Genomic DNA, 16,339 nt, shown 5'->3' with positions numbered 1-16,339 from the left:
TAGGTGACAAGCATGTGACGTTGTTCACTTATACTTTTGTTGACGGTGCTAATGGCACCCCTCGTTTAATCGTTGAACCGCTTCATCGAGGATTCAGCAAAACACATGACGCAGATCACAAAATTTTTGGAGGTAATACAAATGGCACATCGTTTAGATGGAAAAGTTGCAATCGTTACTGGTGGTACTCTCGGAATTGGGTTGGCTGTTGCTGACAAATTCGTTGAAGAAGGCGCCAAGGTTGTTATCACTGGACGTCACAGTGACGTTGGTGAAAAGGCAGCTAAGAGCATTGGTGGCCCAGATGTTATCCGTTTCGTCCAACACGATGCAACTGACGAAGATGGCTGGACGAAGTTGTTCGACACGACTGAAAAAGCCTTTGGCCCTGTAACCACGATCGTTAACAACGCCGGTATGGCCGTTAACAAGAGTGTTGAAAACACCACGACTGAAGAATGGAAGAAGCAATTAGCCGTTAACTTGGATGGTGTCTTCTATGGGACCCGTCTTGGGATTCAACGGATGAAGAACAAGAACCTCGGCGCATCCATCATCAACATTTCTTCCATCGAAGGCCTCGTTGGGGACCCTAACTTGGGTGCTTACAACGCTTCTAAGGGTGCCGTTCGGATCATGTCCAAGTCAGCCGCTGTTGACTGTGCTTTGAAGGACTACGATGTTCGGGTTAACACTGTTCACCCAGGCTACATCAAGACGCCATTAGTTGACGATCTTCCTGGTGCCGAAGCTGCTATGTCAGACCGGACCAAGACGCCAATGGGCCACATCGGTGAACCTAACGATATCGCCTGGATCTGTGTCTACTTAGGTTCTGACGAATCCAAGTTCGCTACCGGTGCCGAATTCGTTGTTGACGGTGGTTACACCGCTCAATAAACCTTAAACTCCTGTAAATATAAAAGTCACTGGCCGACTGGTCGGTGTACAATACCCCGCTCGAATTGGCATCATGCCGATTTGAGCGGGGTATTTTTGTTATCAGCAATAAGGTCACACGTCTTACCTAAGATACTTCAAGGTATTCCACCACCGAATTGATAACGGCACACGAACCTAATCACCGATAACGCTTTAAACTTGAGTTCATCCAATGCTCGAATAGACCTAACCAGGGCTAACGTCTCTGTTCATTATCTCCTCGCATGCGTCATTTGCTTAAAGCGATCTGGCATCACAAGGTTATTGCCATGCTTCTTCACAAAGTAGAGGTTGTGCCCCTTCTTTTTCAAGCCAAATGTGACCTTGCCACCCTTAACAAATCCGATATGCTTCATCGTTCCTTTGAATTGGTAACGGCCATGCACACGTCGGTATTTAAGATGCTTAACTAGTTGTTCCGGATAATTGGAAATCCCGAGACTAAACGTCTTGGCCTTAATGCTAACCACCGGTGCAAATCCTGCCGCCGAATGCTTCCCAATTGGCGTCGTTGACTGATAGACTCCTCGTAAAACCCTCGGCGTCCCGTGATGCCAAGTGGCTGCCTGTGCAGGTGCCGTCAGTCCAATGCTACCTAGTAGTCCTAATAATCCAACTAACCACATCATTCGTTTCAACACTGTCGCCAGCTCCTCTCAAAATCCTATGCAACTGCTCTTGATGTTTACAATGTTAAGCAATCAGTTCGTGATTAGCAAGTACTTTACCCTATAAATTTTATAATACGCCGGCTATATACGAGATTAATAATCAAGAAAAAGGGGCCGGTATAAACCGCCCCCTGAAACCAATTTCTGGCACTTATCATTTTCCACGACCCTTATTTTCCGGTGACGCCAATCAGCAACGCTACCATCAAGATGATCAAAACCAAGGTAGTAATCGCCACGTACAGGTGATCGTGTTCCTTATAAAACGCATAGATAGAGACGACCACGCGTAAAACGGGAGTCAAAATCAAGCAGTACATGCCGAGCATCATGACGGCGTAGGCCTTCAATTGCCACGTTCCCAGAAGAATGGCTCCCATCGTCAGCGGCACCGTGTTCCCGGCATAGCCTGACTCCCCGGTTGCCAAGAATATGATTAAACCAATGCCCATGACAATCGCCGAGAAGATCACCCCCACCTGGAGAATCCGGCCGATGATGGTTTCGACTTGCGCCATTTCTGTCGCCGTTGCATTTGTTTTTTCTGGCATTAGAAGTGTACCCCCAATCCCTTCAGTAACATTTCAATTCCAATATAGAGGATAATTGGAATAAAGATCATTCGAATCCAGCGTGCGGGTAACACCTGCATGATTCGAGAACCAATCACGGCACCACCCAGAATGCCTAAAGCCAGGGGCACAGCAATCCCTGGCAGAATGGAGCCGTTAAAGAAGTACACCGTGGCACTCGCTGCCGCCGTTACCCCCATCATCAGGTTAGACGTTGAGCTAGAGGGCTTGAGGGGCATCTTCATAAAGGTATCCATGGCCATCACCTTGAAGGCGCCGGACCCAATCCCCAACAAGCCACTAGCTACGCCCGCACCAAACATGACGGAGAACCCAGCTGGAACATTTTCGACTTGATAGTCGATATTTTTCATTTCCGCTTTGTCATAATAAGTTCCGTTGAGCTTGAGCTTACTGGCAATCTTATCGGGTTCAACGCGCTGTAACACTTCCTGTCCCCGTCGTAATTTACGATACATGTTCCACCCAGAGAAAACGAGCAGGCAGCCGAATAGCAAATACAAATACTTGGGATCCAAGACCCCCGTCAGCAAAGCGCCGACAATGGCCCCGATGGTCGTCGCAATTTCCAAAAACATCGCCACGCGCAAGTTCAGGACGTTATCCCGCAAATAAGCAATCGTGGAGCCCGAACTCGTCGCAATGACGGCAATGATACTGGCCCCAATTGCGTATTTAATATTTAAGCCCATCCCCAGGGTAAGGATCGGCGTGATGATCATCCCGCCACCAATACCCAGGATAGCCCCCGCGATACCGGCAAAGATGCCCACGCCAATCATGATTAAGGCTGTTTGAATCATTTGTTGGTTCCTCCTCATGAATCAATCTACGACATTGATTATCAACTTTTAGGCCGTTGGGGGCAAGGCATAATGAAAGAAATAAGCACGGTTCATGCACATTAGAAAACAAACTGGAACTCTAGAGATGACCGGATTTTAGTGACGAAATTAAGTCTATTAGTGATCAGTCGCACATTGCTTGTTTTTTATCATCTTTCCCATTATGCCAATGCATCCCTGCCGTTAGCTCCGCTATCAACCGCATTAAACCGGTTACAGAAAAAGCGCTCTTGCCATACTTTAATAATATGGCAAGAACGCTTAATTTGTATTTAATCTATGCCTAATAGCTATCTATAAACCGTTGTAACAGTGGACTCGGTGTCATATCAGCCGGCCACACTAGCTTCAAGGTTGTTCGCCAGGGACGGTACCTAATTGGGCGAATCGCCGTGTTGGCCCCGCTGATCTCTTCGGCTACCGTCTGTGGAACCACTGCCACTCCCATCCGGGCATCGGCCCATTGCACCGCCGTACGGGCATCATCGCAAGTACAGGCAATAAAGGGCTGAATTTCCTGCGCCGTAAAAGTGATCTGAAAAAGTTGTTCAAACCGGCGATAAATAATCAGAGGAACATCGGCCAAATCCGTGACTTGGATCGTGGCCCCCGCAAAGTGATCGTATTTCTGAGGGACCACGGCAACCATATCTTCCGTAACCAGTTTCTTGCTGGCTAAGCCCGAATCAGAAAACGGCGTTCGTACGATGGCAACGTCAATCAAATGTTTCGCTAGTCGATCAAGTAACCCATACGTATTGTCCTCCACCAAACGTAACTGAACCTTGGGATAGTGGCGCGTTAACGTGCGGAGCTTAGCGTTGGGCGTGGCGCCAATCGACGACGAAATCACCCCTACCGATAAGGTACCTGCGAGACCTTGTCCCAGTGATCGCACCTGATTATCGGCCCGCTCTCGCAGATCTAACAGCTGATGCGCATAATCCCGTAGGAGTTGTCCAGCGGGCGTCACGGTCACCCCATTGGACGAGCGCCGAAGTAGTTCGACACCCAATTCGCTTTCCAGACGTTTGATCTGATAGCTTAGCGGTGGCTGGGCCATATGCAATTGCCGGGCGGCCGCTGTAATCTGACCAGCGTCCGCAACGGCTAAGAAATATTCCAGTTGCCGAAAGTTCATGTTCAGCGACCTCCCCATCCGGTTTTCACTATTATATCAGAGATTAGGGCAAATCCGTATCGTTGATATCACTGCTACGCGACTGATTAACTGGCAAGCGCTCCTTGCTTGGGAGAACCTCCTTTAAGAGATACTGCCGAATCAAGAGGACGATCTGTTTGTTCTGAGGAAGGTCTGAATGCGTGGTATTATCCCCGGTCACCGTAATCTGGGTATAGTGCGCCACTTGATTCTGAAAGACATACTTGCCTTGATTGACACTATTGGCCGGTACCGTACCATCACTGGAATAATTCTCGGTTCCAGCAACGGAATAAACCGTGAGCTTCTTCGGCAAATGCGACCGGCCCTTGATTAATTCCCGCAGAATGGCCGTCTGTTTGGTCGTGCTGTCGGATTCCATGTTGTAAGGTGTTGCGATCGTCATTAGTCGTTCGGGTCTCACACGCGGCGTCTCCGCTAGATATTTTTCCAGAAAGGTACTGAGGATGAGGCCACCATTCGAATGTCCGAGCATCGAAAAATGGTTGAAATGATACGTCTTGACTAGATCCTTAAACGCTAGATTTAGCCACTTCGCCTGTTTATTAATATTCTGATACCCGTCACGATTATTTTCGAAAGCAATCACAATAAACGGCTGGTTATCTCCCCGTTTAATCGCCCCGGTATAGGTAATTTGGCCGTCTTCAGCAACGCGAACCTTTAGCACGCTATGTGTGGTCTTGGTTTCTTTTCGTAGCTGCGTAATTAAGGCGTCGAACCGGTTCTGACTGGCACTCGACCCGGGCACCATAATTGTGGGATTTAACGGCGTCTTGTAGTTCGATTTATAATGCGTCACACGTTGCTTTAACCAGATCTGACTGGGCACAAAGATTGCCAGCACCACGAGCAGCACCAGCAACCACCGCCACCAACTATGCCGCATGGTCCGCACCCCCTTCATCATTGAGTAAGCGGACAAATGGCAAGTAGATGATTACCGACACGCTTAAACAAACCAGACTCAAGACTAACGCCCGCCAATCACCCCCCGTTCCTAAATAGGCGACCAGCGGCCCCGGCGTCGTTCGTGGCACCGGATAGACAATTGGTGGCACTAATTTCCACGAGATGGCGGCCCAAGCTAACGCCATGTTAACGGCCGGCGCCACCACAAACGGAATCAGTAGCACGGGGTTAAATAGCAAGGGTAACCCCAAGAGTGTCGCTTCATTTAAGTTCAAAAGGTTCGGTAACGCCGTCTGATTAGCGATCCGCCGATAACTCGGCTGACGCGAACCAATCCAAATCGCAATCACCAACGCTAAGGTCATGCCGGCACCACCGAAGTTAGCGTAGGCATCCCCCAGCGTATGGAGTGTAATCGGATGCGGTGCGCCCCATCCGGACCCATGCTGCGCAGCGTAGGCGAGATTTTGTAGGGACGTCACCGAACTATTCCCGGCGACATCAATGGGCCCAATTAATCCCAACCACCACAGACAGTTGCTGAGTGCCGTAACCGCCAGAATCCGGAGACCCTCGTGACCCACGTTCGTATTGAGCGTTTGTAAGGCCAGATAAACTAAATTATTAATGCCACCACCGATAAACCAACTGAGCGCATAGCCAATTACGACGGTCAAGGTCAAGACAACCACCAACGACCAGGCAATCCGGCCGGTCCACGAGATTGGCGTCTGACGGTGGCGCAACCCCCATTTAGCCAGACCTTTCATCAGATGACTAGCCAACCACCCCACACCAAGCCCCACGATAATGGCGAGAAAGATACCCTGTGGGCCTAAATTGGCAAACAAAAAATGTGCGCTATTGCCGTGGCCACCTTGACTCAAAGCCTCATAGTTCACATTGAGTGTCAAAAAAGCCAAGGCACTCATCATCCCCACAGCGAGCGGTTCCGTGTGGTACGTTCGCGCCAAATAATGGCCGGTCGTAAAGGCAATCATGACGGCAACCAGACCGTTAACCACAACGCTGGCCGCCTGCAAGCCTTGCCGCCACAACGCGATGCCCGGTAGCCATTGCCCAACATGATAAATATGAAAAAAGAAACCACTCTTCGCTAGAAAACCCTGACCGACAACGTCAACAAATGCCATGACCAAGATAAACGGATACGCCACTCGCAAGGCTTCACGTACCGCACGCATCGCTCGCCACTGATTCATTCGTTGATTAAGTCGCCAGAGTCCTCGTAATCGTCCAACCATTCCCATGCCCCCAACTTCACAGTTAATTTCATTATACGGAATTTAGCTGAAAGCGGGCGGCAAACGTCTTACAAATTTTAAAATATTAAACATTTAGAGAACACGCTGTCTGTACAAATATAATCTTGGACATCAACTCTCCCTCGACACTTTTAAGTACATTTAGCTTACCGGATTTATTTTAACAAAGCCGCCAAAACAATTTACAGGGCTAATTATAAAATTAGTCATCTTAAAAGGCGTCCGGGATAGCACCCAGACGCCTCATGTCGCCAAAGTTAACTTGTAGAAACGTCCACCGCATTAGCGATGCCGCGCCAAGTAGGTCATGCTCATAGCTCTGCTTTCAACGTATTCGGTTACCAGCTCAGCGAATGACCGACTAAAACCTCCGGCTGATGGTTACTCAACAGATAAGCCTGCCCATCCTTGCTAAAGCTCAAGCCCTCAAACTCACGCTCGGAAGCGAAATGCGTCCACGTGACATCTTGACTGGTCAAATGCCCCCGCCCCGCCAGCTTGGCCACCGGTAAGCTGGCGATCGAATCGTCCGCTACCAGATAAAGGCAGTCGTTGTGGGGATTAAAGGCCATACTCTGAACGCAGGTACCCGGACCGTACGCCAGATTCTGGTCGGTTAACCGAAAGTGAACGTGATGCCCCCGAATTCTTCCTTGATAAATATCGACGCCGCCACTAGCCGGACGTGTCCAGAAATACGCCCGTCCCTGATGGTCAAACGCCAAAACGTGGCCCCCAGGAACCGCAAAATCCCCGGATCGCAGCCGGAAACGAATCCGCTGAACCGGCTTGAGCGTCGTAGCACTCATTTGCTGGAGATACCCATATTGATTTATCGGAATCCGTGGCGCCGACTCACGATCACACCACATGTAGAGCTGATGCGTTTTCCAATTGTAGGCCAGCGATTGGCCGTGCCCCGTCACAAACGCTGGGCCAACCGTGATAGCCGTTCGAATCTTTCTTTCGGATGCCGATGAATTGGCTGCTCGTGTATAGACGGCCTGAATTTGACGCGGTGTCGCCTTTAGACTGGCCAACTTCGCCATATTAAAGCGAACAATGCGCCCCCGGTTATGCCAAGCCGTTGGACAATAGACCACGTAAAGGTTATGGCCAACCACGGTCATACTCTGTGGATCTCCCCAAGCTTGATGGTGGTAGCCCGGAATCGGTAAGAGGTATTTCGTGGTAAAGGTGACGGCCGATCCTTGATCGCTGGCAATTGTATTGATACCGTGTGGATTGGCCGCCTGTGCGTATTGACTGGGTACCGTAACGAAGTGAACCTGTGTATCATCGAGCGTTCGCCGATCTGTTGAAACCGTTAACGCGGCCGTGTCCTGATTGACCGTTGTCATCGCCCGCACCGGACTGGGCGCCAGCGCTACCCCACAGCTCAGTCCAAAGATGATGGCTCCCCATAGATAAATTCTTCGCATCATCACTCACCCCCATATTTCAATCAGTATAAAGCGATTGTCATTAAGGGCGGGATTAGGCTATTTATATTTCTCACTCAACTTACTAAATTCTGGCGACCACCACATCCACCTGATTCTCACGCTAACACTGTCGAAATATCCGGCCGCCTACCAGTTGAGCCGATTGCTCGTCAAAATCTCTGGGTTATGGTTGCTGAGCAAATAAGCCCGCCCATTTCGCGCAAAGGTTAGGCCCTCGAATTCCCGACGAGGCGTGAACCGATTCCACTTCACATTTTGCGCCGTCAAATGACCCTTGCCATTGAGCTTGGCTGCCGGCAAATTGGCAATCGAGTCATCAGCCACTAAATACAAGCGATGCGTCCGCTGACTGTAGGCCATACTTTGAACCCGCGTCCCGGGCCCCGTACGCAAGACCTGATGCGTTAACCGAAAGCTGACGTGTTTAGCGGTCACCATCCCTTTGTAGATGTAGACCCGACTCTGCGTGGGCCGTGACCAGAAGTAGGCGTGACCTGCGTGGTCAAATGTCAACACGTGACCACCGGGAACTGCGAATCTTCCCTGTTTGAGTCGAAAACGAATCTGATGAATCGGTTTGAGCCGTTGCCCACCGATTTGTGAAATATAACCATATTGGCTTGTGGGCACTCGCGGCGCTGATTCCCGGTCACACCACATGTAGAGTCGATGCTTTTGCCAATTATAGGCTAACGATTGCCCGTGACCCGTCGTGAAAGCCGGACCAACCTTTACTGCACGACGAACCTGCTTGGACAGTGCTTTATGCGATGTATAAGCCCGCTGAATAGCCTGGGGCGTCGCGTGCATTGCAGTTAGTGCCTGCAAGTCGTACCGCACAATCCGTCCCCGATTCTTCCACGCGGTCGGACAGTAGACCACATACAGATAGCGGCCGGTCGTGGCAACGCTCTGCGGATTGCCCCAGGCCTGATGCCGATACCCCGGATACGGGAGGAGGTATTTCGTCGTAAATGTGACCGGTGTTCCCTTGTCGCTCTTAATTTGATTAAGACCGTGGGGGTGCCGCGCCGTTTGGTACCGCTTTGGTACTTTCACATTGTGCACAGCACGGTCGTTGACGACCCGCAATCGTCCCACCTGCAAGGCTGACGAACGCTGATGAACCACATGATAGGCTTGTGCCGTCGTCCCCGGCATAAACCCAAGAACCATCCCCAACAGTGTCACTAACCCCACTTGCAACCACTTCACAATCATTTTCCTTTCTATAGTTTTAGATGATGTCATCATGAATTAACACCTTTAAGTATACCGCACCTATACTTTTACGACCAAGAACCGTATTTCGTTAGGTTAATGACTGAAGATTGAAAATTCACAAACGCTGAAAATCTTCCAGCTAATCAGGTTGGATGTCTTTAAATTGTTCATCAATGACCACCTGCGGCTGCCAGAGATTCCGGCGCTGTGGGGACCGCCTGCGGCCTGAGAAGCGGTCCTCCGGCTCGGTTTGAAGCCTGACCAAGACCGTCAGTCTCCAAACACGTCCCGCGGTGTAAGCTGATGTACAGCTAACACCGCTGTCACGGCTACCTACATCTCTGGCTGCCTCCGGTTACGGTGATTAAAAACCACTAAATAGATGTTAAGTCCGCTGGAATGGCAACGTTCATCCACAGTAATTTATTCATGTCTCGAGTAGCCGTGAGTGGCTTCAATTTGGTCTCAGCCGTTGATGAAGGTGTGACAACAGGCGGTTAACTGGTGAGCATTAACGCTGATAGGCGGAATTCTGCTTTTGGATGACTTATCGGTGCTAAGCGGGTTGGCGAACGATCAGGCGGCCAGCAGCGGCTGTGGGGCTGTCAAAATCTATTTTTCTCGTTATAATCCCTGATACAACAACGTTTATAGCCTATAGAAGCATGGCAACCTTTAGTCAATGACCACCATTCCAAATTACTATTGACCACATACCCGTTAGTCTAAAGCTTCGAACCATGCGATGCGCGTACTTAAATACGGCCTTGGAAATTAGTAGCATCACGCCCGGTTCATGGTGTACAGTAAGGACGTACATTTATTTTTGAATAAGGGAGTTGGCACATAATGGCAAAAGTTGAAAGTTTTACTCTAGATCACACCGCTGTTAAGGCACCTTACGTTCGTTTAATTACGCGCGAAACTGGGACGAAGGGTGACGTTATCTCTAATTTTGATTTACGCTTGGTTCAACCCAACACCAACGCCATTCCAACGGCCGGATTACATACGATCGAACACCTGTTGGCGGGCTACCTCCGCGACGAAATGAGTGGCGTCATTGACTGCTCACCATTCGGTTGCCGGACCGGTTTCCACTTGATTACTTGGGGGGAACAATCCACCGAAGAAGTGGCTAAGGCCTTAAAAGCCGCCTTACACCGCATCGCCTTTGATACGGAATGGAAGGACGTTCAAGGCACGGACAAGTACAGCTGTGGGAACTACCGTGATCACAGTCTCTTCTCCGCTAAGGAATGGAGCAAGGACATCTTGGACAAGGGTATCTCTAAGGACCCATTCAAGCGTGAAGTTATCTAATTAACCCGCGTTGATTCCAGTACGCTTTAGAAAAAGTGACAACTGATCGGTTTAGCTGACCAGTTGCCACTTTTTTTGCGCATCGGATCACGCTAATCGGTTAAGCATTTCGTCTCATTCCAGTAAAGATCACTAAGAAACCGTGAAAACCAAGGCCCCGTTCTCCCCATTCACACCCGGTATGGCTATACTGATTGCGGACTAAGAGATTGGGGAGGGAACATTATGCAAAAGACACCATTACGACAACGACAATTCACGCCTCGTCGGCATCGCCTTCGCCGGTGGATTCTGGTTCTATGTAGCCTATTACTCATCGGCGGTGGGCTGTACGGCTGGCGGGCTTGGCGACAGGCACAAACGACCTTTTCTCAAACCTACCACGCCGACGGACTGAAGCCCAGTACGGCGGCACTGGCCAGCGGTAAGCCCTTCGCAATCCTACTGTTGGGGACGGATACCGGTGCTTTAGGACGGCACGATGTTGGCCGCACCGACACCATCATCGTCGCCACCATTAACCCCCAACAACAGACGGCGAAACTAACCAGTATTCCGCGTGACACCCTCGTCAACATCTACGGTAGTCAACAGGACGAGGAAAAGATCAACGCCGCCTACCCGCTGTACGGGGCAAACACAACCGTTAAAACCGTGGAACACTTGGTTAACATTCCCATCAACTATTACGTTTTACTCAACATGGGGGGCCTTAAGAAAATGATCAATGCCGTGGGGGGTGTGACCGTCGATCCACTGCTGACCTTCCATTATGAACAAGCCAACGTGGTCAAGGGCCACCGGATTCACCTCAATGGGGCCAGTGCCCTGGCCTATTCTCGAATGCGCGATCAGGACCCCTTAGGCGACTATGGACGCCAAGCGCGGCAACGCCAGATCATTAAGGCCCTCGTTCTCAAGGAAGCTAGCCTGAGTTCACTGACGCGCTACCGTTCCGTTTTGGACTCACTGAGCGATAATCTACAGACCAATCTGACGTTTGACGACCTGATGTGGCTCCGAGCTAAGGATGGACACACCAGCCGGCACATTCAATCCCAAACGCTTCAGGGCGAAAACGCGACGCTCAACGGCATCGACTACCAGATTGCGCCCCAATCCGAGATCAACAAGGTTTCGGCCAATCTTCGCCAAGCGCTGGGGCTCACGCCTAACAGCACGTTTCAAACGGATGCGCTAGATCCCCTGGGCTTTTAGAAGCGCTAGATAATCCTTAATTTTCTACCAAAAAGTCTGTCCGCAATGCATCGTGGACAGACTTTTTGGCCTAATTAACACGTCACTTTATGGTCCTGTGACTAACTAGGCTTTTGCGCCCAGGCTCCCGCATCCATAAGGCTTATCAACGGACACGACTCATCGTTCGCTTAATCTTTATCTTTTGAGCTGGCCGCTTTTTGACGTGCCTGCCAAATATGCCACCCGATAATCAAAACACTGGCATCTCCCAGCAACGTCCCTAAGCCAATCAACACGTTTCCTGCAGAGGTGACCATCAAACCAGACGTCAACGGGAACCGCGCCAACAGGGCCAACAACGTCGTAATCCACAGGCTCCCCAAGATCGCGGGCAGCCAGGAATTGGGATGCTGGCGATTCTGCCACCAGGCTATCCCCGTCACGACTAAGGCAAATGCGATTAACGTCAAGCTGCCGCCAACCCGCGTCAGATAAACCAGACCTCGCGCGGGGACCAGCCGTGCTGCCAAGCCCATCGCCGCCAACAGGCCCACGATGATGACGAGCCACCCTATCAAGCGCCCCCTAGCCGTGAATCGGTGAGTCAACCAGACACCCAAACCCATGGCAACCAGGAATAGCCCATATTGAACGGCCACCAACAAGAGTTGTAGGGGCACTGCCGGCAGGATCACGCCGGGAAGAATCGTGCCCAGCGTAAATATTAGTATCGGCACTAACAGATCCCAGTTCTGCCACCACGGCCGCTGTCGCGTTAGTTTACCTAACGCGATGGCCACCGTTGCCGGTCCCCCGCCTAGATAATCCGCCGCCGTTTGCCCGGCTGTTTGCACCGTGATAACCTCATCCAATAAGTCCCGTAATTCGCGCTGAAGGAAGCCTTCATCCGCATATTTCGGCTGTTGCCGCAGACGCTCCACCAGTTCATCCCAGTAAGCCCGGTTTTCTGGCGTTAATTTTTGGCGCAGTGCGGCATTTTGTTTCATAATCGTTGCGATTCGTGCCACGACAGCCACTCCTTCCGTAAAGTTACCTGTTTTCATCATAAGAAAGTTCACGGTAAAACGCCACTGATTTCTTCATTTTAGCGGAAACGCAGACCCCACCAGAGCCCGCTGGCAGCCAGTATCAGGCCGCCCACCACACTCAAGAGTAAATACCCGATCACCGCGCCAAACCGGCGCTGATCAACCAGCATGACCACCTCGTGGCTGAACGTGGAGAAGGTCGTAAACCCACCCAAGACGCCCGTTCCCAGGAATACGAGGGCCGTTTGACCTATCTGCCACCCCGTGAGGCCGCCGAGGAGTAAGCACCCCAACCAATTGATCAGTAAAGTCGCTAGCGGCCAATGCTGACCATAGAACCGCGTGACCACCCGCGTCGTGGCGTAACGCCCTAGCGCGCCTACAGCCACACCCAGTCCGGCGACCGCGGCCATCATGCCCGATCACCCGGCAGTTGCCACCATCGGCGTGCACTCCAGACACCTAACCCACTCAGCAGGATCCCCCCGATTAGGGTCACGACAATGTATATTCCTGCCGGCAACCAGGCCTGTGCTTGTAACAAACGCACGGTGTCCAGACTAAACGTCGAAAACGTCGTGAAGGCTCCTAAGCCACCGACACCCAGCCCCACCGTCAGGGCATTAGGCCACTTAATCGTGATGGTCTCGGCGTGTGACAACCAGGCAAGCACCCCACTACCAATCAGATTAACGGCGACCGTTGCCCAAGGGAAGCCCGCCGTTACGGGCAATACAGTTCCTAACCAGTATCGGCTTGCGCCACCGACAAAGGCACACCCCAAAATTGCCATGATTTCGGCCATGGCCAGCACCACCTTTCACAAAACATCCCTCGATTATATCAAAAAAAGCCGCCACAAAGGGCGACTTTTGAGAATCAATGCGTTTTGACAACTAAATCTAAGGCGGCTTGTAGCCGGGCCTGTTGTTGATCATCTAACTGATCTTGGGCCACACACTGCTTGACGTTCTCTGCCACCACGACGCCCATCATCCGCTCAACACCCGAACGAACAGCGGCCAACTGGGTTAGGATCTCCTGACAGTCACGACCCTCATCGACCATCTTGAGAATCCCCTGAAGCTGGCCATCCGCGCGTCGTAATCGGTTCTTTAACTGATTCGACGTGGTTTGAACCATTAGGCCGTCACCTCGGCAACCTTTTCATCGATATACTTCTTCAGGGCCGACTTGGGGTGGAAGCCCACGACCTTTTCCGTCGGCATCCCATTCTTAAAGATCACCAATGACGGGATACTCATGATGCCCAGTGACTGTGCCAATTCCTGATTCTGGTCGACATCTAACGAGGCAAACTTCACTTGATCGCCATAGTCACGATCGAGTTCTTCTAGGACCGGCGTCTGCATCTTACATGGCCCACACCAGTCGGCCCAAAAGTCAACTACCGTAACGGCCGTGTCGTCACCCACATGTTCGAAATCTTTACTCGTAATGGCTTGCATCTTCAAATCCTCCTGACAAAATAATGAATATGCTCAGTATACCCCCATAGGTATATTTTGACTAGTCCTTTGCTTGGTCGATGTCACAAAAAAAGACTGAATAAGTTTTTAATACTTTATCCAGTCTTACGACTTAGTCAGTATAATAATTTAGAATGAAGTTTTGGCCTTACTCCGAACAAGTAAGATCTGAACCTGATGCACTTCTCGAAAAGTATCGAGTAGGGGTTCGTACCGTAGTCAAATAAGTAAGGTCTGAACCTCCAGATGCGAGTGTTCGGTATCTCGCCGAGGTTCGTACCGTAGTCAAATAAGTAAGGTCTGAACCACAAAGAACGAACCAAAATATCTCATCAAAGGTTCGTACCGTAGTCAAATAAGTAAGGTCTGAACCGACACGTGCCTGTTGGATATGTCGAGATTGGGTTCGTACCGTAGTCAAATAAGTAAGGTCTGAACCTTTTTGCATGAGATATCCTCCTTGTGGTCGGGTTCGTACCGTAGTCAAATAAGTAAGGTCTGAACCTGATGAATTATATTCACCTTATTTGATTTAGGTTTGCGATGAACAACACAACGCTGATTCTCAATGTGCAAGCACATCAATGCACAACGGATTACACATTTATTTAATCGCCGCCTGACTAAAATTGCCAGTTACGATCGAGTCGACCGCATAATTAGTTTAACGCGATCAATTAAGTGTAGCAAGACCACGCTGCAAGATATTTTTAGCCGCATTTTTATCGCGATTATGATGGACATGACATTTGGGGCACGTCCACTCACGATCGCTGATGGTTAGCGCACGAGTGCCGTCAGTACCCATGATAAAACCACAATTATGACAAGCTTGAGTCGTATTTTTAGGGTCAACTCGAATTACCTGTTTGCCAGCATGCCACTGCGCCTTATATTCCAACATCGTGATAAACCGATTAGGACTAATCTCGCTAATATGCTTGGCATACCGATGCGCTTTGAGCATTTTAGTCACGGTCAGATCTTCAACGACGATCACATCATATTCTTGGATCAATTGCGTTGTTAAACGTTGAAAAAATAGGTCTCGACGATGGGCCTGAGTTGCCCGGAGCCTTGCCACATGCTGCTTGGCTTCTTGATATCTCTTAGACTGCCACCAGTGCCAATCTGAATCAATACCCATTTTTTGACGACTAGCATGCTCAAGTTGCGCTTGCTTTTCTTTAGCAAGTGCACGACGATGAGCCAAACGTCGTTCCCAAAGAAGTAAATGCTTAGCTTCACTTGTTTTCTCAAGAGTTTCCAGTTTGACGATCGCGTGATCATCAGAAAAATCAAGATGCGGAATATTGATATCGATCCCAACAGATTTGCCAGTCAGCTTGATCTCGGCATTATCCGTACGTTTTGAGACTGGATGCAACGACACATTTTGATTCTCTTTAGTCCGCTCAACTTGTACGGAAACATAATAATGACCCGTTGACTCGTGGGTGATCGTCGCTTGCTTAACAGGATTACTTGGCAAACGGGATCCTTTGATAGTGACAAATTTCAATTTAGGCAAGCGAATTTGAAACCGGTTGCCAGTTTGAGAAAAATGAATGCTGGACTTGCCATCTTTAATGCGCCCCGCTGCCGTATAACTATTAGTAAATTTGCGTTTATGAAACTTAGGAAACTTGCTTCGCTTGCCAAAAAAATTATCATATGCCCGCACTAGGTTTTCACAAACAACATCTAAAGCTGTACTATCGATTTTTTTCAATTTAGGATTAGCTTGACGGTAGGGACTAACTAGATTCGTAAAATCATTTCTAGAAACACGCACGTCAGGATCTTCGATGTAGCGTTGCTTTTGGATCGTCAAGAGTTGATTATAGAACCAGCAAGTTGCATCAAGGGTTCGTTCGATCAATTCAGCCTGTTCGGCCGTCGGATAAAGACGAAACCGATAGCTGGTCATCGATTTTGTCGTTTTTTTCTTGGCCATAATCAGCCAGCTCCCTTCAGGTTACTGTTATTCAGTGTAGCGCACACCGAGCTTATGCGCTTATAGATCCTTCATCACTTAAGACAAGTCTTCTTTAACAATATGCGTATAGAGCCGCATGCTTTGTGAATATAATCGCATATTAACTGTTTCTTCTGCATACTTCTTAAAGTATACGCGGTCGATGCGACACAATAC

17 protein-coding genes and 1 CRISPR repeat array are annotated in these 16,339 nt (G+C 49.8%); of the genes, 3 read left to right on the top strand and 14 right to left on the bottom strand.

Annotation, left to right across the window (positions count from 1 at the left end; translation table 11 throughout):
• The first annotated feature begins 141 nt into the window (after positions 1–141).
• A complete protein-coding gene (locus HEQ50_RS00365; protein ID WP_168898477.1) occupies positions 142–900 on the top strand; it encodes an SDR family oxidoreductase in 759 nt (252 codons plus the stop codon).
• A 254-nt stretch (positions 901–1,154) separates the two neighbouring features.
• On the opposite strand, the gene HEQ50_RS00360 is transcribed toward HEQ50_RS00365, so the two are convergent.
• The 8 genes from HEQ50_RS00360 to HEQ50_RS00325 all read right to left on the bottom strand — a co-directional run bounded on the left by HEQ50_RS00360 (position 1,155) and on the right by HEQ50_RS00325 (position 9,119).
• Entirely contained in the window at positions 1,155–1,583 is a 429-nt protein-coding gene (locus HEQ50_RS00360; protein ID WP_168898476.1) for a hypothetical protein, read from the bottom strand.
• 200 nt (positions 1,584–1,783) lie between these two features.
• A complete protein-coding gene (locus tag HEQ50_RS00355) occupies positions 1,784–2,164 on the bottom strand; it encodes a DUF1634 domain-containing protein (RefSeq protein ID WP_168898475.1) in 381 nt (126 codons plus the stop codon).
• The gene (locus tag HEQ50_RS00350; RefSeq protein ID WP_168898474.1) at positions 2,164–3,009 is read right to left on the bottom strand and encodes a sulfite exporter TauE/SafE family protein; all 846 of its coding nucleotides are present in this window, start codon (positions 3,007–3,009) and stop codon (positions 2,164–2,166) included. The genes HEQ50_RS00355 and HEQ50_RS00350 overlap by 1 nt, the downstream gene beginning before the upstream one ends.
• A 325-nt stretch (positions 3,010–3,334) precedes the next feature.
• Positions 3,335–4,192, bottom strand: a complete 858-nt coding sequence (locus HEQ50_RS00345) for a LysR family transcriptional regulator (protein ID WP_168898473.1) — start codon at positions 4,190–4,192, stop codon at positions 3,335–3,337.
• A 43-nt stretch (positions 4,193–4,235) separates the two neighbouring features.
• The gene (locus HEQ50_RS00340; protein WP_168898472.1) at positions 4,236–5,123 is read right to left on the bottom strand and encodes an alpha/beta hydrolase; all 888 of its coding nucleotides are present in this window, start codon (positions 5,121–5,123) and stop codon (positions 4,236–4,238) included.
• Positions 5,113–6,411 (bottom strand): PTS transporter subunit EIIC, encoded by a 1,299-nt coding sequence (locus HEQ50_RS00335; protein ID WP_168898471.1) that lies wholly within the window; start codon positions 6,409–6,411, stop codon positions 5,113–5,115. Before HEQ50_RS00335 ends, HEQ50_RS00340 begins: the two co-directional genes overlap by 11 nt.
• 359 nt (positions 6,412–6,770) lie before the next feature.
• On the bottom strand, positions 6,771–7,877 hold the full coding sequence (locus HEQ50_RS00330; protein WP_232842635.1) for a hypothetical protein: 1,107 nt from the start codon (positions 7,875–7,877) through the stop codon (positions 6,771–6,773).
• A gap of 147 nt (positions 7,878–8,024) precedes the next feature.
• Complete coding sequence (locus tag HEQ50_RS00325; protein WP_211089134.1) at positions 8,025–9,119, bottom strand: hypothetical protein; 1,095 nt, start codon at positions 9,117–9,119, stop codon at positions 8,025–8,027.
• A gap of 852 nt (positions 9,120–9,971) precedes the next feature.
• Between HEQ50_RS00325 and HEQ50_RS00320 the strand changes: the two genes are divergently transcribed.
• Together HEQ50_RS00320 and HEQ50_RS00315 are read left to right on the top strand one after the other, a co-directional pair.
• The gene (locus tag HEQ50_RS00320) at positions 9,972–10,445 is read left to right on the top strand and encodes an S-ribosylhomocysteine lyase (protein WP_168898470.1); all 474 of its coding nucleotides are present in this window, start codon (positions 9,972–9,974) and stop codon (positions 10,443–10,445) included.
• 225 nt (positions 10,446–10,670) lie between these two features.
• Positions 10,671–11,663, top strand: coding sequence for an LCP family protein (locus tag HEQ50_RS00315; protein ID WP_168898469.1), 993 nt, complete (start codon positions 10,671–10,673; stop codon positions 11,661–11,663).
• 170 nt (positions 11,664–11,833) lie between these two features.
• Here the strand turns inward: HEQ50_RS00315 and HEQ50_RS00310 are convergent, their stop codons facing one another.
• The 6 genes from HEQ50_RS00310 to HEQ50_RS00285 form a co-directional block, all read right to left on the bottom strand.
• Entirely contained in the window at positions 11,834–12,673 is an 840-nt protein-coding gene (locus HEQ50_RS00310; RefSeq protein ID WP_168898468.1) for a hypothetical protein, read from the bottom strand.
• Positions 12,674–12,750: 77 nt separating this feature from the next.
• Positions 12,751–13,110 (bottom strand): CrcB family protein, encoded by a 360-nt coding sequence (locus HEQ50_RS00305; protein ID WP_232842634.1) that lies wholly within the window; start codon positions 13,108–13,110, stop codon positions 12,751–12,753.
• The gene (locus HEQ50_RS00300) at positions 13,107–13,499 is read right to left on the bottom strand and encodes a CrcB family protein (RefSeq protein ID WP_168898467.1); all 393 of its coding nucleotides are present in this window, start codon (positions 13,497–13,499) and stop codon (positions 13,107–13,109) included. Before HEQ50_RS00300 ends, HEQ50_RS00305 begins: the two co-directional genes overlap by 4 nt.
• Positions 13,500–13,573: 74 nt before the next feature.
• On the bottom strand, positions 13,574–13,837 hold the full coding sequence (locus HEQ50_RS00295; protein ID WP_168898466.1) for a metal-sensitive transcriptional regulator: 264 nt from the start codon (positions 13,835–13,837) through the stop codon (positions 13,574–13,576).
• A complete protein-coding gene (gene trxA / locus HEQ50_RS00290) occupies positions 13,837–14,163 on the bottom strand; it encodes a thioredoxin (RefSeq protein WP_168898465.1) in 327 nt (108 codons plus the stop codon). Before trxA ends, HEQ50_RS00295 begins: the two co-directional genes overlap by 1 nt.
• 160 nt (positions 14,164–14,323) lie before the next feature.
• Positions 14,324–14,689: a CRISPR direct-repeat array (repeat unit 36 nt; unit sequence GGTTCGTACCGTAGTCAAATAAGTAAGGTCTGAACC).
• Between the two features lie 168 nt (positions 14,690–14,857).
• The gene (locus HEQ50_RS00285) at positions 14,858–16,141 is read right to left on the bottom strand and encodes an RNA-guided endonuclease TnpB family protein (protein ID WP_168898464.1); all 1,284 of its coding nucleotides are present in this window, start codon (positions 16,139–16,141) and stop codon (positions 14,858–14,860) included.
• Between the last annotated feature and the right edge of the window lie 198 nt (positions 16,142–16,339).

The sequence above is a fragment of the Lactobacillus sp. HBUAS51381 genome (assembly GCF_012641095.1).
In the GTDB taxonomy this organism is placed as follows: domain Bacteria; phylum Bacillota; class Bacilli; order Lactobacillales; family Lactobacillaceae; genus Levilactobacillus.
This window is presented reverse-complemented; position numbering and strand designations above follow the sequence as displayed.

What these genes read in the sequence shown, in the direction of transcription:
- HEQ50_RS00315 (WP_168898469.1), top strand. Translation starts at nt 10,671, where the DNA reads ATGCAAAAGACACCATTACGACAACGACAATTCACGCCTCGTCGGCAT.
- HEQ50_RS00330 (WP_232842635.1), bottom strand. Translation starts at nt 7,877, where the DNA reads ATGATGCGAAGAATTTATCTATGGGGAGCCATCATCTTTGGACTGAGC.
- HEQ50_RS00335 (WP_168898471.1), bottom strand. Translation starts at nt 6,411, where the DNA reads ATGGTTGGACGATTACGAGGACTCTGGCGACTTAATCAACGAATGAAT.
- HEQ50_RS00355 (WP_168898475.1), bottom strand. Translation starts at nt 2,164, where the DNA reads ATGCCAGAAAAAACAAATGCAACGGCGACAGAAATGGCGCAAGTCGAA.
- HEQ50_RS00345 (WP_168898473.1), bottom strand. Translation starts at nt 4,192, where the DNA reads ATGAACTTTCGGCAACTGGAATATTTCTTAGCCGTTGCGGACGCTGGT.
- HEQ50_RS00325 (WP_211089134.1), bottom strand. Translation starts at nt 9,119, where the DNA reads ATGATTGTGAAGTGGTTGCAAGTGGGGTTAGTGACACTGTTGGGGATG.
- HEQ50_RS00300 (WP_168898467.1), bottom strand. Translation starts at nt 13,499, where the DNA reads ATGGCCGAAATCATGGCAATTTTGGGGTGTGCCTTTGTCGGTGGCGCA.
- HEQ50_RS00305 (WP_232842634.1), bottom strand. Translation starts at nt 13,110, where the DNA reads ATGATGGCCGCGGTCGCCGGACTGGGTGTGGCTGTAGGCGCGCTAGGG.
- HEQ50_RS00295 (WP_168898466.1), bottom strand. Translation starts at nt 13,837, where the DNA reads ATGGTTCAAACCACGTCGAATCAGTTAAAGAACCGATTACGACGCGCG.
- HEQ50_RS00285 (WP_168898464.1), bottom strand. Translation starts at nt 16,141, where the DNA reads ATGGCCAAGAAAAAAACGACAAAATCGATGACCAGCTATCGGTTTCGT.
- HEQ50_RS00340 (WP_168898472.1), bottom strand. Translation starts at nt 5,123, where the DNA reads ATGCGGCATAGTTGGTGGCGGTGGTTGCTGGTGCTGCTCGTGGTGCTG.
- HEQ50_RS00365 (WP_168898477.1), top strand. Translation starts at nt 142, where the DNA reads ATGGCACATCGTTTAGATGGAAAAGTTGCAATCGTTACTGGTGGTACT.
- HEQ50_RS00320 (WP_168898470.1), top strand. Translation starts at nt 9,972, where the DNA reads ATGGCAAAAGTTGAAAGTTTTACTCTAGATCACACCGCTGTTAAGGCA.
- HEQ50_RS00350 (WP_168898474.1), bottom strand. Translation starts at nt 3,009, where the DNA reads ATGATTCAAACAGCCTTAATCATGATTGGCGTGGGCATCTTTGCCGGT.
- trxA (WP_168898465.1), bottom strand. Translation starts at nt 14,163, where the DNA reads ATGCAAGCCATTACGAGTAAAGATTTCGAACATGTGGGTGACGACACG.